Below are 13,526 nucleotides of genomic sequence, written 5' to 3'. Positions count from 1 at the left end.
GCGTGCCTGTTGTATGCGGCGCTGCTCAGTGCTGCCCCCGTACCCCCATTATCCGATCCTCCCCTAGCGGCAGGGACCCGAGCACCCTCGTTGCTCTCGTCTCCATTGCAGGACGCGGTACGCCGCATCTGGCAAGCCAGCCCCGAAGTCCAGGCAGCGCGGGCGGATCTCGACGCCGCTCGTGCCCGTGCGCGGGCCGCCGCGCAACCGCTATACAACCCCTCGCTGTCGCTCGATGCGGAGAACGCCGACGTCAATCGGCGTACGGCCGGCCTCAGCTTGGCGCTGGATCTATCCGGCAAGCGTCGCGCTCGGGCCAGCCAGGGTGATGCCGATGTGCTTGCCGCCGAGGCGGCCTATGACCTTCTGCGTCGCAACGTCGCCGCCCGCTGGTTGAAGGCGTGGTCGACGGCGGCTCTCGCGGCTCGGCAAAGTGAACTGGGTCGCCGTCGACTCGCGCTGATGCAACGCTTTGACGACTTAGCCGCACAGCGGCTCAAGGTGGGCGACATCAGCAGTCCCGAACGCGACCTGGCCGGCCTGGCTCTCGGTGAGGCGCAAGTGCAGCAGGCCACGCTCGCCGGCAATGAGGCGGCCGCGCGTGCCGCTTTGCTGGCCATCAGCGGCGACCAGCTCACGACCTTGCCGCCGTTACCCGAGGGGCTATCACCGGCGGCCGACCGTGTGACGCCCTTGGCCGTCGACGAGTTACCCGAACTGCGTCAGGCCCGCGCTCAGCAGGCAAGCGCCGACGCCGGCGTGCAGGTCGCGCGTCGTGCGCGCATTCCCGATCCCACACTCAGCCTGACCGGTGGACAGGTACGCAGCGGGTCGCGTACCGATCAAGTGATCGGTGTAAGCGTGTCCATTCCCTTGCCCGTGCTCAATACCGGACGTGCCGAAGTGGATGCCGCCCGGGCGGAAGCCGATGCGGCAGCCGCAGGCGTGCGATCGCGCCAGTTTGTCCTGCGTGCGGGGCTGCAGGAAGCACAAGCCCGCTATGCCGCCTTGCGCGGTGCCGCCGAGGCGTTTCGCACCGGCCGCGCCGCCGCGTTCGAGGACCGCACCGCGCTGCTGGAAAAGCTCTGGCGTGCCGGTGAAATCAGCACGTCCGATTACCTCGTACAGCTCAAGCAAAGCCTCGATACCGCGCTGTCGGGCCAGGAGCTGGAAAGCCAAGCTTGGCAGGCCTGGTTCGATTACCTCACCGCCGCTGGCCGTCTGAACGACTGGCTCGATGGCCGCACTCAGGACGGCCCCAATCAGGACATTTCCCGATGAACGAATCTCTATTGAAGCGCGGCCTGCTGGGGATGGCGTTGTTGGCCGCCCTGGCCGGACCGGCGATGGCACAAGACACCTCGTCTACCAACCCGCTCGCACTGGACGCCAAGGCGATCAAGACCGCGGGCATCGTGCTCGACAAGGTCACCCCGCGCGACCTGACCGATGAATTGAAGGCGCCCGGCGAAGTGAAGGCCGATGCGTATTCCACCGTGCTGGTGTCGCCGCGCGTGGAATCGCAGGTGCTGGCTCGCAAGGCCCGGCTGGGCGATGTCGTGAAAGCCGGTGCGCCGCTGGTCGTGCTCTCCAGCGTCGAGGTGGCCGCCACGCAAGGTGCATTGATCGTCGCCGAACAGGATTGGCAACGGATCGCGTCGCTGGGGCCACAGGCGGTGTCGGCGCGCCGCTACAACGAGGCGAAAGTGCAGCGCGACCAGGCTCGCGCCAAGCTGCGTGCCTACGGCTTGTCTGAGGGCCAGATCGGGGGCTTGCTGCGCAAGGGCTCGGCCGCGGCCGATGGAAGCTTCGAGCTGCTCGCTCCCGCTGCTGGTCGTGTCACCACCGATGAATTTCTGGTCGGCGAGCGGGTGGAACCGGGTCGCACGCTGTTCACCTTGGTCAAGGAAGATTCGGTGTGGGTCGTCGCTCAAATGTCCCCGGCCGATGCCGAACGGGTCGAACCCGACGCGGACGCCCGCATCCTCGTCCACGACACCGCCATACCCGGCAAAGTGGTACAGCGCTCGCACCAGACCGATGAGCGCACGCGCACGGTTCCGGTGCGCATCGAAGTCGACAACCGCAGGGATCTGCTGCATCCCGGTGAGCTGGTCGAGGCGCGCATCGAGGCGGGCAGCTCCGTGAAAGCGCTCGCGGTACCGGCCGACGCGATCGTGCTGCTGCAGAACCAGCCGACCGTGTTCGTCGCCAAGGGCAACGGGGCGTTCGAGCCGGCACCGGTGATGGTCGGCGACACGCGCAATGGCTGGACGGTCATCACTCAAGGGCTCAAGGCCGGCGCCATCTACGTACGTAAGGGTGCCTTCGCGCTGAAGGCCCGCTTGCTGCGCTCGCAGTTGGGAGAAGAATGATGCTGGAACGTCTGGTTGCATTCTCCCTGCGCTACAAGGTGCTGGTGCTGATCGCCTTCGTGGTGATCGGCTTTCTCGGCTTTCAGGCCGTACGCCAGTTGCCCATCGACGCGTTCCCCGACGTCACACCGGTGCAGGTCAACGTCTACACCGAGGCGTCGGGGCTGGCCGCCGAAGATGTGGAACAGCTGCTCACCACGCCGGTGGAATCGGCGCTGGCGGGCCTGCCCAAGGTGGAACAGATCCGCTCGGTAAGCCTGTTCGGTTTGTCCTATGTGTCGGTGTATTTCGACGACAGCATGGACATCTACTTCGCCCGCCAGCTGGTCAATGAACGGCTGCAACAGGTGGGCGATCGCCTGCCGGCAGGCTACGGCAAGCCGGAGATGGGCCCGAACACGTCGGGTCTGGGACAGGTGTTCTGGTACACGGTCGAACGCGCTGACGACAAACTGAAAGGCGCGACAGCGGGCACCGCACCGAACGACATGGACCTTCGCACGCTGCAGGACTGGACCATCCGCTTGATCCTGCGCACCGCTCCCGGCGTCGACGACGTCACGTCGTGGGGTGGCCAGGAAAAGCAGTTCCAGGTGCGCATCGACCCGATGAAGCTCATTGCACACAAGCTCGGCTTCAAGGAGGTGATCGAAGCCTTGCAGGCGAACAATGCGCAGGTCGGTGGCAATTTCGTCGACGTGGGACGCGAGCAGTACCTGGTCCGTGGGCTGGGGCTGGTCCAGAACGCAAAGGACCTAGGCAACATCGTCCTCAAGACCGAAGATGGCACGCCGGTCTATGTGCGTGACGTGGCCACGATCACCGAGGCGGGCGCTCCGCGTACCGGAGCCGTAACCCGGGATGGTAAGGAAGTCGTCATGGGCCAGGCCCTGGCCCGTATCGGTGAGAACGCCAAGAGCGTGGTCGATGCGGTCAAGGCCAAGCTCGAAACGGTGAAGCAGGCGCTGCCGCCAGGCGTGGTGGTCAAGCCGGTGTACGAGCGTACCGAGCTCGTCAACGCGGCCGTAGAAACCGCGGTGCGGGCGCTGATCGAAGGCTCGATCCTGGTGGCGATTATCCTGTTCCTGTTTCTGGGCGAATTTCGCAGCGCGCTGGTGGTGGTCGTGGCGTTGCCACTGGCGATGCTGATCGCCTTCATCTGCATGAATCAGGCCGGTCTGTCAGCCAACCTGATGTCGTTGGCAGGCCTGGCGATCGGCATCGGCATGATGGTCGATGGCGCCGTGGTGATGGTGGAGAACGCCTACCGCATCATGGCTGAGCGCAAAGCCCATGGGGGCCCGGTGGACCGCACCTCGGCCGTGCTGGCCGCTGCCCGCGAGGTCGCCAATCCGATGGCGTTCGCGATTTTGATCATCATCGTGGTGTTCCTGCCGCTGTTCAGCCTGCAGGGGCTGGAAGGCAAGATGTTCAAGCCGATGGCGTTCAATATCAGCTTCGCCATGGCCGGCTCGCTGATCCTGGCCCTGACGCTGATTCCGGTGCTGGCGGCGTTGGTATTGAAGCCCAAGGAAGAGAAGGACACGCGCCTGGTCGCGTTCCTGAAACGGCACTACGCCACCGTGCTGGCGTGGGCACTGGAACGGCGCAAGCTGGTGCTGGGCATCGCCGCCGGCGCCTTGATCGGCAGCCTCGCGCTGTTCCCGTTCCTGGGCAAGGAGTTCATGCCCAACCTGAAAGAGGGCGCCATCATGTGGCGCATCACCTCGATTCCCTCGGCCTCGCTGGATGAGTCGATCAATATCTCCAAGCAGGTGTCGGCACTGATCAAGCAGAAATTCCCGGAGGTGGACACCACTCTGGCGATGATCGGCCGCGCGGAAAAAGGCGAGACCGCCGACGTGAACTACATGGAGGTCTACACGCCGCTGAAGCCGAAGGATCAGTGGCGCAAGGGCGAGACGCTGGAAAGCATCGAGGAGGCGATGCAGAAGGAGTTGACCGCCGCCCTGCCCACCGCCGTGGTTAGCTATACCCAACCGATCCAGATGCGTATCGAAGAGTTGATCTCCGGCGTACGTGCCACCCTGGCCTTGAAGATCTACGGCGAGGACCTGGGCGAGCTGGACCGGCTCAGCGCCCGCATGAAGGAAGTGCTGGCCGGGGTGCCCGGTGTGGCCGACTTGGCGTTGGAGGCAAATATCGGCAAGCCGCAGATCCGCATCAAGGTGGATCGCGACGCGCTGGCCCGCTATGGCCTCAACGCCGACGACGTGCTGACCGTGGTGAAGAACGGCATCGGCGGCGAGCCCGTGACGACGCAGCTCGATGGCGTGAAACGCTTCGACATCGCGGTCCGGTTGGACGATGCCGACAAAGCGTCCCTGCCAGCGATCCAGCGCATCCCGATCCGCACCGCCAGTGGCGCGCTGGTGCAGCTGTCGCAGGTAGCCGAGGTCAGTGACGCCGAGGGCTACTCGTTTATCCGTCGCGAGCAGTTGCAGCGCTACGCCGTGATCCAGATGGACGTGCGGGGTCGCGACATCGACGGCTTCGTCAAGGAGGCGAATGCCGCGATCTACAAAAAAGTGCATCTTCCCACCGGCTACTACACCGAATGGGGCGGCGCATTCGAAAACCAGCAGCGGGCCTTGAAGCGGTTGTCGTTGATCGTGCCAGCGACGATCTTCTTCATCTTCGTACTGCTCTACACCGCCTTCAACTCGGTGAAGTACGCCGCATTGATCCTGGCCAACGTACCGTTCGCCACCATCGGCGGCATCGTCGGGCTGGCCATCACAGGGCAATACCTCTCGGTGCCCTCGGCCATCGGATTCATCGCCGTGTTCGGCGTGGCGATGTTGAACGGCATCGTGCTGGTGAGCTTCCTGAACGAGCAGCGCGAGAAAGGGCTTCCAGTTCGGGAGGCCGTGGTTCGCGGCACGGCGTTGCGCATGCGCCCGGTGATGATGACCGCCAGCGTGGCGATCCTGGGCCTGGTGCCGATGCTGCTCTCTAGTGGTGTCGGTGCAGAAACCCAGCGTCCACTCGCCACCGTGGTGGTGGGCGGCCTGATCACCTCGACCCTGCTGACCCTGGTACTGCTGCCGGTGCTCTATGACTGGATCGAAGAACGCGCCGCACGGCGCTTGGCCAAGGAGACCACCCCATGAAAGAAGTGAAGGCATTCATCCACCGCGGCCGCGTCGTCGACGTCATTCACGCCCTGGAGGAGGCTGGGTTCGGCTACCTGTCCGTCAGTGACGTCAAGGGCTTGTTGACGGCGCTCAGTGCACAAGAACAGGTCTATTCGATGGAACTGGGCGAACGCGTGACCCGACAGATCAAGCTGGAGGTGTTCTGCGAAGACGACCAGGTGGACCGAGCCGTACAACTGATTCGCCTGCACGGACGCACCGGCCAGAGCGTGGCCGGATGGGTCTACCAGAGCACCGTGGATGGGTCATGGCCGATCGACGGTCAAACCGACTGAGCCGACGATGGTGCGGGCACCCGGGCGCATAGCCGGGCGTCCGCGCCATATGCCTTTGGCCAATACCTAGGCGGGTGCAGCACATGTGCGATTTTGTAGCACCCACCCACGTCGTAGGCTCGACCTGCGCCCGCTCTAGCCAGCACTGATGTTTTCAATGACTGCGCCTGCGCCGACGGCCGCTGGCGACATGGAAACCTGCTCGGCATCCCTAAGCACAACGCGGTCTGCCACGCAGTCGTCGCGTCTCACCGCTGCCCGGATGGGCGAACTCCACATTCGACGGAAACGCAATGGCACACGACCACGCCCATGGCTCAGCACACGCTCATGACCACGCCCCGAAGGATTTCGGGACCGCTTTCGCGGTCGGCATCGGACTCAATCTGGCCTTTGTAGCCACCGAGGCGGTCTATGGTTACCTCGCGCACTCGCTGGCCTTGCTTGCCGACGCTGGTCACAACCTGAGCGACGTGTTGGGGCTCGCACTGGCATGGGGCGCGACAGTCCTGGTCAAACGGCAGCCAACCCGGCGGCGCACTTATGGCATGCGCCGATCCTCGATCCTGGCGTCACTGCTCAATGCAGTCCTGCTGCTTGTGGCCATTGGGGCCATCGCCTGGGAGGCGATTGGGCGCTTCAGTAGCCCCCAGCCCGTGGCAAGTGGCACCGTGATGGCGGTGGCCGGTATTGGTGTCGTAATCAACGGCATCACCGCATGGCTGTTCGTGGCTGGCTCCAAGAACGACGTAAACATACGGGGGGCCTTCCTTCACATGGCGGCAGATGCAGCGGTCTCGCTCGGCGTAGTCGTGGCCGCCCTGGCCATGCGCACGACCGGCTGGCTCTGGCTGGATCCCACCGTCAGCCTGGTCATCGTTGTCGTCATTGCGGTGGGCACTTGGGGCCTGCTCAAGCGCTCGCTGGACTTGGCCATGGACGCGGTGCCTCCGCACATAGACCCGCAAGATGTCGAGGGTTACCTGGCAGGGTTACCGGGTATTTCCGCCGTGCACGACCTGCACATCTGGGGCATGAGCACGACCGAAGTGGCTCTGACAGTTCATCTGGTCAAGCCCGATGCGCAGATCGAGGATGCCTTGCTCGCACGGATCCAGCACGACCTGCATACACAGTTCGGCATCGACCACACCACCGTTCAATTGGAGCTCGGCGATAAGGCACACCCTTGTGGGCAGGCCCCTGTCTCGACCGTTTAGAAACACAATGGTGAACCGGTACATTTGCACGCTGGAAGGTTGCGCTTGTTCCGGCGGCGAAAGTCTGTAGCGCACCCTGCATTGGAGACTCCGCTTACACGCAGCCGCCAAGGAGGCGAGATGCGAGTTCAGTATCGCCGGCCTTGTGCGCTATGAGTGCTTGATGAAGCCTCGCAAATGTGACCCGAACTCTGCCGAAACCGAGCTCATGCGGCGACTGGACAAGGAGCAAGGACGCGGCGGTTTCGCCACCCACTCCTGCGATATCGGCGACCTACAGGCCATTAAGGTACTTGAGCGCCGGAGGCGCTTAGGCAAGGGTGAGGTGCCGTCTGTCGCTTTCGCCGACGTCCCCCCGCTTTGAGACCACACACGAATTGGCGCTGCAATGCCGACCCAATGCGCCGCCTGACGCGTAACCACGATCAGCGGCAACCTCAAAGTGTTCGGCCTGCATGGCGGTGCGCGCACGCTTCGCCATGGTCACCAGTTGGCTGCGATCGTGCCGATGTTGGCGACCTGATGGTCGACGATCAGGTGGTGCTGCGCATCGGCAGAGTTTTCACACACCCTGGGGAGGAATTAGACAGCAACTGCGTGCTGTCGGGCGATCGGCAGCATGTTGGACAAAGCTGGAAAAGGGTCGTATTCACAGCGCCACGTGTGGCATGGCACGAATAGCACGCGGGTGTCAGACCGATCTTTTCTTCGGAATGGCCATTGTCGAGCGCTCGCTCAACCACAGATGTCGCAGCGCGATTGGGCCCGGCAACTCCCCGTTCCGTAGCATGAAATTACGAGCATGCGTGCTGATCGCTATTGTTGGAGCGGATCCGTCCTCCTGCACTTTAGCTATAGGAGCGCAGGAGGCTGGGGACGTCGGATGCATCCAGCGTTCGACCAAGGTGGACTTGGCATTCTGGTTACTATCGGTTACCAAATAGCCGATCATGCCTGCATGCGGCATTGCCCATGCGTAGTGTCCTTTTTCGAAACGCGCAACGCCTTGGGCGATGTAGTGATCTATCGTACGCCCCCTCCCCAGAATCTTGCACTCGTAGAACATGGCGTTGTGGTTCATCACGGGACGTGCTGAAAGACGCGTGATCGTCAAATCTGGTCGCTTCTCCAGCCGAGCGCCCGAATAGTCCTCCATCTCTTGGCCCCGTATTGGTGGGCCGTACAGTGATGTCGAAAAGCCCGGCAAAGCCCCGCTATTAAGCAACGCTGTGAGCGCATCCTGAAGCATCGCCGTGATCTGGACCTCTGTGCCACTGGCCAGCAATGCTCGTCCGAGCGGTGCCGCCATCGAGCGCCCCCAGGCGAGCACAATTGCCTTGTCCAGTATCTTTAGCTGCCTGACGGACCAGGCCTCAAAGGGCGGTGGCGGGCCTTTGGGAGGAGAACCGAGGTGCAGGAACATGAACGGCGCGGCCTCAGTACGAGGCCAAACCAGAGCACATGCCGCGCTCCATAACGTCGAGCGCTAACAGATGCGCTTGGCTCTTGCTCCAATAGCGCGCATGCCTGAGACGTCCGATCAACCAATCGCCTTTCGCCAGTTGTAGGCGGATCTCCGAAGTCATCAAAGGATCGCCTACGCGCCTGAGTACGTCGCGGATACCCTCAGCATCGAATACCAATGACGCTCCAGACGTGACGCGCAAGAACTGCCACAGGCCATCATCCTTGGAGAGCGTAATGGGCATGACGTCGACATCACCGCCCTCGGCTTCTGAAAGCAGCGCCCCCAAGGAAGATGCGAATGCGGGAATCCGCGGATCGTCCCGCGAAATTTCAGCGACGCTCAGCGACTGGCTCTTGGGAAACGGGCTCTCATAACGCAGCGCGTCGGCGACTAAGGCTTGATCATGAACGGTCAAGCCATAGATCTTGGCCATTAGTGCGTTGATGTGAGGCCAGGGACATTTCCCGCCACGGATCGCCACTGCCAGCTCTGCCACGTTCCGCTTTATGGATGTCGAAAGCGATGTCCAAGGAACAACGGGAAAGTTGCCGTAGTCATCCTTGTTGAAGATGTCGCGCTCCACGCCGAATTTAGAGCTCGTCATGAGCACCCAGTACATCAGCAAGTCTGCGTAGGACAATACGTAGAGATAGTCACCGATGGCGGACCTGCCCTCAGGGATGTGCACGCCATAGAACGAGCGGCTAAAAGCCACGTCACCGTCCGTCCAAAGTGCACCACGGTGCGCGATGTCCTGTTTGGGCGCTTCGCGGAACAGGAGATGGGGCCCCTTGTAAATGCTAGGGTTGCGAGGCCACTGCAAGGCTAGTGCGGGATAACGGTGCTCGATACGGCTGAGAGCACGCGTCTTGACGGTGAACAGCGGTTTATCGGTACCTTCTAGCACCGGGAGGCCACGCAGCGATGTGGCATCTAGGGGGTTCTGCGTCCCAGCAATAAAACCCTGAGCAATTTCCAGCCTTTCTTTCGAAAAGTACTGTCGCATCGAGATGCGCGGCTCTGCACCCAAGCGCGAGATCAATTCCAGATCCAGCGCCGAGCCTCGCGCTAGGGTCTTGAATACGTGCGGCACGCTTGCCGCCATGGCGACGGGGACCGGGATCGCCGACCGTGGGTCAAGACGAAACTCGCGCCGACGGGCCAGTGCCGGTTCGTGGCGCGGCACAAGGAAGTAAAACGAGTCCTCCGGTCCGGGAGGCTCGTTTATAGACACCAGCGCGCAAAATGGCTGTGTGTTGGACGGCCATATCCGGCGATCCTTTCGCAGGAACACGCCGTTGAGGATGCCCGTGACCCGAGTGCGCTCGAACCAATGGGTCCGGGCGGCGGCGGCCTCTTCGCTGAAGAGCAAGCGCGCATGCACTAACAGGCCAATCACCCCTGAGGGCTTGCACCATTGCTGAGCGCGCCAAAGAAAAGCCAGATCCGGCCACTGATTGGGAACCAGGCTCTTGGCGCGAACCGGTGAGGCGCCATCCGCATCCCAAGGAACTTGGTCCAGGAGCTTTTTGAAGCGTCCCGGCAGGCGCGTCCATGGCGGGTTGGCCAGCACGATGTCGAAGGGCCCTAACTTACGCAATGACGAGCTCAGACTTCCGAGTGCCGCGTCCTCGCTTGTTCCCAAATGAGCCTGATCGACACAACGCAGCGTTCCATCGAACAACCGCTCAAAGCGCAGATCGCTGAGCGGCTGCGGCTGTGGATCGAGCTCCAGTGCCGCTAGATACAAGCTCAGGGCGGCCATTTTTATCGATGTTGGATTGATGTCCAGGCCGCACAGCTGCTGCGTGAGAATGCGACGCAACGCCAACCGACGTGGGCGCTTGCCATGATGCAGCCAGTATTCGGCCGCCAGCCGGCGATAGGCCAAAACCAGGAAAACCCCGGCCCCTACGGCTGGATCAAGCACCCGTGCACAGTGACGCTGTTCCGCCGGCACGGCGCCAAAGGCACCGTCGACGAGCAATTCGGCGATGTTTCGGGGAGTGAAATGGATGCTGGTCTGGCGCGCCGTCTCGGGCATGAAGCGGTGCGCAAAGTGCTCGTAGACCTGGCTCAGTACATCCACCGGGATGTGTTGAAAGCGCAACCCATTCCAGTCCAACGACAGTTGGCCACCCGGCGCTCGCGACATGACGTTGGACAACACAGTGCACAGCAGGTCCACTGAGGAACCCAGTCGCGCCATGAAGTCGACATAGTCTTTAGTTCCCAGCTCGAGCAGATCGCCGTTGAAGGTGAGATCCAACCATTGGAACGTCGCTATCAGCGCAGCCGGAGTGGCAAACAGTTCCTCGGGCCGCTCGATACCCGGGAAGAGGGCCGTGATGTCGTCTCCCGCCACGATGTTTCGGTCCACCAAAAACCGGGTGAAGAGCGCCCGACCGATCAGCGAGACCACATCGCCGTCAGAGAGCAGCTCCGACGGAAACGCCGCTCGCAATCCGTCGGCGGCATCCGTCAAGAGCTTGAACAGCAGATCGTCTAGCCAAAGTTGATCGGCACGCTTCTGCGTGGATCCTTCCGTATTCCCATTAAGCAGAGTGCGAAGCCCGACAGCGTTGTCGGAAAGAATCTCCCTGTCGATGGCGGGAAGTTCATCGGCCCGGTAGAACCCGATCGGATAGATGCTCGTCGACGCCGGGCTAGACACTGCCAGATAGGCCGCATCAGCGCGGCATGCCAGCGTGCGTATCAGCTGGATCAACTGCTCCTTAGGCGGAGAGCCTGCAATTGCCGGTGCCTGAAGCACATAAAGGGCGGCCTTGCCCGCCACCTGGATCACACCATCGGGCAGTTCCTGCGTGTCCGCGCCAGGCCGACGCGCGGGGGCCATCAAGTCCATGTAGCGCAAATGGCGCGCGGTCGGAGTTCCGCGCAGGTCGACGTAGGCATCACGCGGCACGCCAAGCCGGTCAGCGATCTCAGCGGGCTTGGCGACCACGACGGTCCTCCTGATGTGAAGACCCCGACAGGGATACCAAGCCAAGCGCGAGTTCACGCTGAGCCGGCATGGCCACACCAACGAACGCATAGACAGCGAGCCAGATCGGCTCCAGGTCCAGTGCTACCGACAGAGCTCCCTGCGCCTCGCTGCCAACGGCCCACGCACCATCGCCAACTTGGTTGATGTACAGGCGGACGGTGCCGCCGGTCAGCGCAGCCCGCATGTCGAGGCGAGCGCGGAGTGGCGCGGAGAATGCGGCAATCGAATGCAGGGACAGGCCCAAGCGCTGATGCAGTTCCGCAACGGCACGAAAGAAGGCCAGATCGGCGATCGTGAACTGGCGCGCGGTCCGGGGTTTGGCTTTGACTTGATTAAATGGAGGTAGGGCAGACAGCCACCGTTGCAGATCGGTGCGACTGAGCCCGAGCAGCTCACGCACATGCACTGCGGTGTAGTGAATTCCGGCCATCGTGGAACCAAGTATGGCAGATCTGCTTCAAATTTGAAGCAGATCTGGGCTGAGGTCGAGACGTAGTCTAAAATCCACAACGTCCCTCCAATGGCACTCTTCAGCGGCTTGCTCTTAGCCGCACTTGCCGGTGCACGCACGAAGGGTGTTCCGCCCTAGTCTCATGCGCTTGGACGCACCCATGGCGATAGTTCGGAGCCAGCAACAGAGCGCACCGCCCAGGACACGGGTCAGGCTGAGCATCAAGCCATGCGCTCGATAAGTTTGCTTCCGTCCGTCGACTAGCGGCCCAGGACGCTCCGCCTCTCTAACCAGGTCGGCGTGCCCGCGTGGTAACGCCGGTACCCTTACCCTTGTTACGCATCGGGTCTTCTAGGAAATCGGCCCAATCCTGCATCATGGACCTCCGCTCTTCCATGTACTCGGCGTGGTTGTAGCTGGCGCGGACCTTGTTACGTTCGGAGTGTGCCAACTGACGCTCAATCACATCCGATCGATAGCCCATCTCATTGAGGAGAGTGGAGGCCGTCGCGCGAAATCCGTGCGCCGAGAAGCCGATACTGCCCTTTCCGTTGAACCCCATGCGCTCAAGCGCGCGATTCAAGGTGGTCGCGGTCATGCATTCCTTCGGATTTCTATAGTTCGGAAATAGAAGCCCACGGCCGCCCGTATAGGTTTGCAGCTCTCGCAGTAACACCACGGCCTGTTCGGATAGCGGCACGATGTGCGGCTCTCGCATCTTCATACGCTCTGCCGGTATCCGCCATTCAGCGTCCTGCAGGTTGAATTCGGACCATTTGCCCTTTCGAAGTTCGACAGTGCGAACGAACGTCAGCAGCATCAAGCGCAGTGCGATTACTGTCGTGCGATAGCCGCCGTACTTGTCCACTGCACCGATGAAGCTGGCGATCTCGGAGCGAGAAAGCGGCTTGTGGTGCTCGACCTTCGGACGATGAATAGCCCCCTTTAACGCAGCAGCAGGATCGCCGTCAGCGCGCAGCGTAGCGACCGCATATCTAAAGATGGCCGAAGACCATTGACGAACTAACAAGGCGACCGTCTCGGCTCCCCGCCCTTCGATGCGGCGAACTATTTCCAGCAAATGTGCTGATGTCACGCTACGGATCGGTAGCTTCCCGACGTAAGGAAACACGTCGGACTCCATGAACCGCGTCACTTGTCGCGAGTAGTACGCGGTCCACCTCGGAGATTTTTTCGAGATCCACTCCTTCGCGACAGCCTCGAAGGTGTTCGCACTTGCCGCCTGATTCGAGAGGCGTTCGGCCTGCCGATTGTGAGAAGGATGGACTCCCTGTTTTACCAACGCCCGCGCCTTGCCGTGCTCAGCACGCGCTTCAGCGAGGGCGATGCTGGGGTACTCACCAATGGCGAACAGGTTCTCCTTGCCCGCGATGCGATAGCGGTAGCGCCACAGCTTCGCCCCCGTAGGACGCACTTCAAGATAGAGACCACCGCCATCAGCCAGCTTCGCCGGCTTCGGGCCGGGTTTGGTGTTGCGGATCTTCGCGTCTGTGAGTGGCATGGTGCGGGTATCGGGTCTTCGGTACCCGC

9 protein-coding genes are annotated in these 13,526 nt (G+C 62.2%); 5 read left to right on the top strand and 4 right to left on the bottom strand.

The annotated features are described in order from the left end of the window. Positions 1-105: 105 nt before the first annotated feature. From ISP17_RS02665 to ISP17_RS02645, 5 genes are all read left to right on the top strand, one after another. Positions 106-1,281 carry a TolC family protein gene (locus tag ISP17_RS02665; RefSeq protein ID WP_404631397.1) on the top strand — a complete coding sequence of 392 codons (1,176 nt, stop codon included), beginning with the start codon at positions 106-108 and terminating at the stop codon, positions 1,279-1,281. Then, on the top strand, positions 1,278-2,375 hold the full coding sequence (locus ISP17_RS02660) for an efflux RND transporter periplasmic adaptor subunit (protein ID WP_404629969.1): 1,098 nt from the start codon (positions 1,278-1,280) through the stop codon (positions 2,373-2,375). The genes ISP17_RS02665 and ISP17_RS02660 overlap by 4 nt, the downstream gene beginning before the upstream one ends. Then, positions 2,375-5,509: an efflux RND transporter permease subunit gene (locus ISP17_RS02655; protein WP_404631395.1), complete on the top strand. Its 3,135-nt coding sequence runs from the start codon at positions 2,375-2,377 to the stop codon at positions 5,507-5,509. Before ISP17_RS02660 ends, ISP17_RS02655 begins: the two co-directional genes overlap by 1 nt. Beyond that, a complete protein-coding gene (locus ISP17_RS02650) occupies positions 5,506-5,829 on the top strand; it encodes a P-II family nitrogen regulator (protein ID WP_404629968.1) in 324 nt (107 codons plus the stop codon). The genes ISP17_RS02655 and ISP17_RS02650 overlap by 4 nt, the downstream gene beginning before the upstream one ends. Before the next feature lie 293 nt (positions 5,830-6,122). After that, positions 6,123-7,049 carry a cation diffusion facilitator family transporter gene (locus ISP17_RS02645; RefSeq protein ID WP_404629967.1) on the top strand — a complete coding sequence of 309 codons (927 nt, stop codon included), beginning with the start codon at positions 6,123-6,125 and terminating at the stop codon, positions 7,047-7,049. 691 nt (positions 7,050-7,740) lie between these two features. On the opposite strand, the gene ISP17_RS02640 is transcribed toward ISP17_RS02645, so the two are convergent. The 4 genes from ISP17_RS02640 to ISP17_RS02625 all read right to left on the bottom strand — a co-directional run bounded on the left by ISP17_RS02640 (position 7,741) and on the right by ISP17_RS02625 (position 13,497). Next, positions 7,741-8,472 (bottom strand): hypothetical protein, encoded by a 732-nt coding sequence (locus ISP17_RS02640; protein ID WP_181303102.1) that lies wholly within the window; start codon positions 8,470-8,472, stop codon positions 7,741-7,743. 13 nt (positions 8,473-8,485) lie between these two features. Further along, positions 8,486-11,482, bottom strand: a complete 2,997-nt coding sequence (locus ISP17_RS02635; RefSeq protein WP_404629966.1) for an HsdM family class I SAM-dependent methyltransferase — start codon at positions 11,480-11,482, stop codon at positions 8,486-8,488. After that, positions 11,463-11,954, bottom strand: a complete 492-nt coding sequence (locus ISP17_RS02630) for a hypothetical protein (protein WP_404629965.1) — start codon at positions 11,952-11,954, stop codon at positions 11,463-11,465. Before ISP17_RS02630 ends, ISP17_RS02635 begins: the two co-directional genes overlap by 20 nt. 307 nt (positions 11,955-12,261) lie before the next feature. Continuing rightward, positions 12,262-13,497, bottom strand: coding sequence for a tyrosine-type recombinase/integrase (locus ISP17_RS02625; RefSeq protein ID WP_404629964.1), 1,236 nt, complete (start codon positions 13,495-13,497; stop codon positions 12,262-12,264). Between the last annotated feature and the right edge of the window lie 29 nt (positions 13,498-13,526).

It is taken from the genome of Dyella ginsengisoli (assembly GCF_044904665.1).
GTDB lineage: Bacteria > Pseudomonadota > Gammaproteobacteria > Xanthomonadales > Rhodanobacteraceae > Dyella_A > Dyella_A ginsengisoli.
Note: the sequence above shows the minus strand (reverse complement) of the source record. Positions and strands in the feature narration are given on the sequence as shown.

Coding starts and splice junctions, on each gene's coding strand:
- ISP17_RS02660 (WP_404629969.1), top strand. CDS start 1,278: ATGAACGAATCTCTATTGAAGCGCGGCCTGCTGGGGATGGCGTTGTTG.
- ISP17_RS02655 (WP_404631395.1), top strand. CDS start 2,375: ATGCTGGAACGTCTGGTTGCATTCTCCCTGCGCTACAAGGTGCTGGTG.
- ISP17_RS02650 (WP_404629968.1), top strand. CDS start 5,506: ATGAAAGAAGTGAAGGCATTCATCCACCGCGGCCGCGTCGTCGACGTC.
- ISP17_RS02645 (WP_404629967.1), top strand. CDS start 6,123: ATGGCACACGACCACGCCCATGGCTCAGCACACGCTCATGACCACGCC.
- ISP17_RS02640 (WP_181303102.1), bottom strand. CDS start 8,472: ATGTTCCTGCACCTCGGTTCTCCTCCCAAAGGCCCGCCACCGCCCTTT.
- ISP17_RS02630 (WP_404629965.1), bottom strand. CDS start 11,954: ATGGCCGGAATTCACTACACCGCAGTGCATGTGCGTGAGCTGCTCGGG.
- ISP17_RS02625 (WP_404629964.1), bottom strand. CDS start 13,497: ATGCCACTCACAGACGCGAAGATCCGCAACACCAAACCCGGCCCGAAG.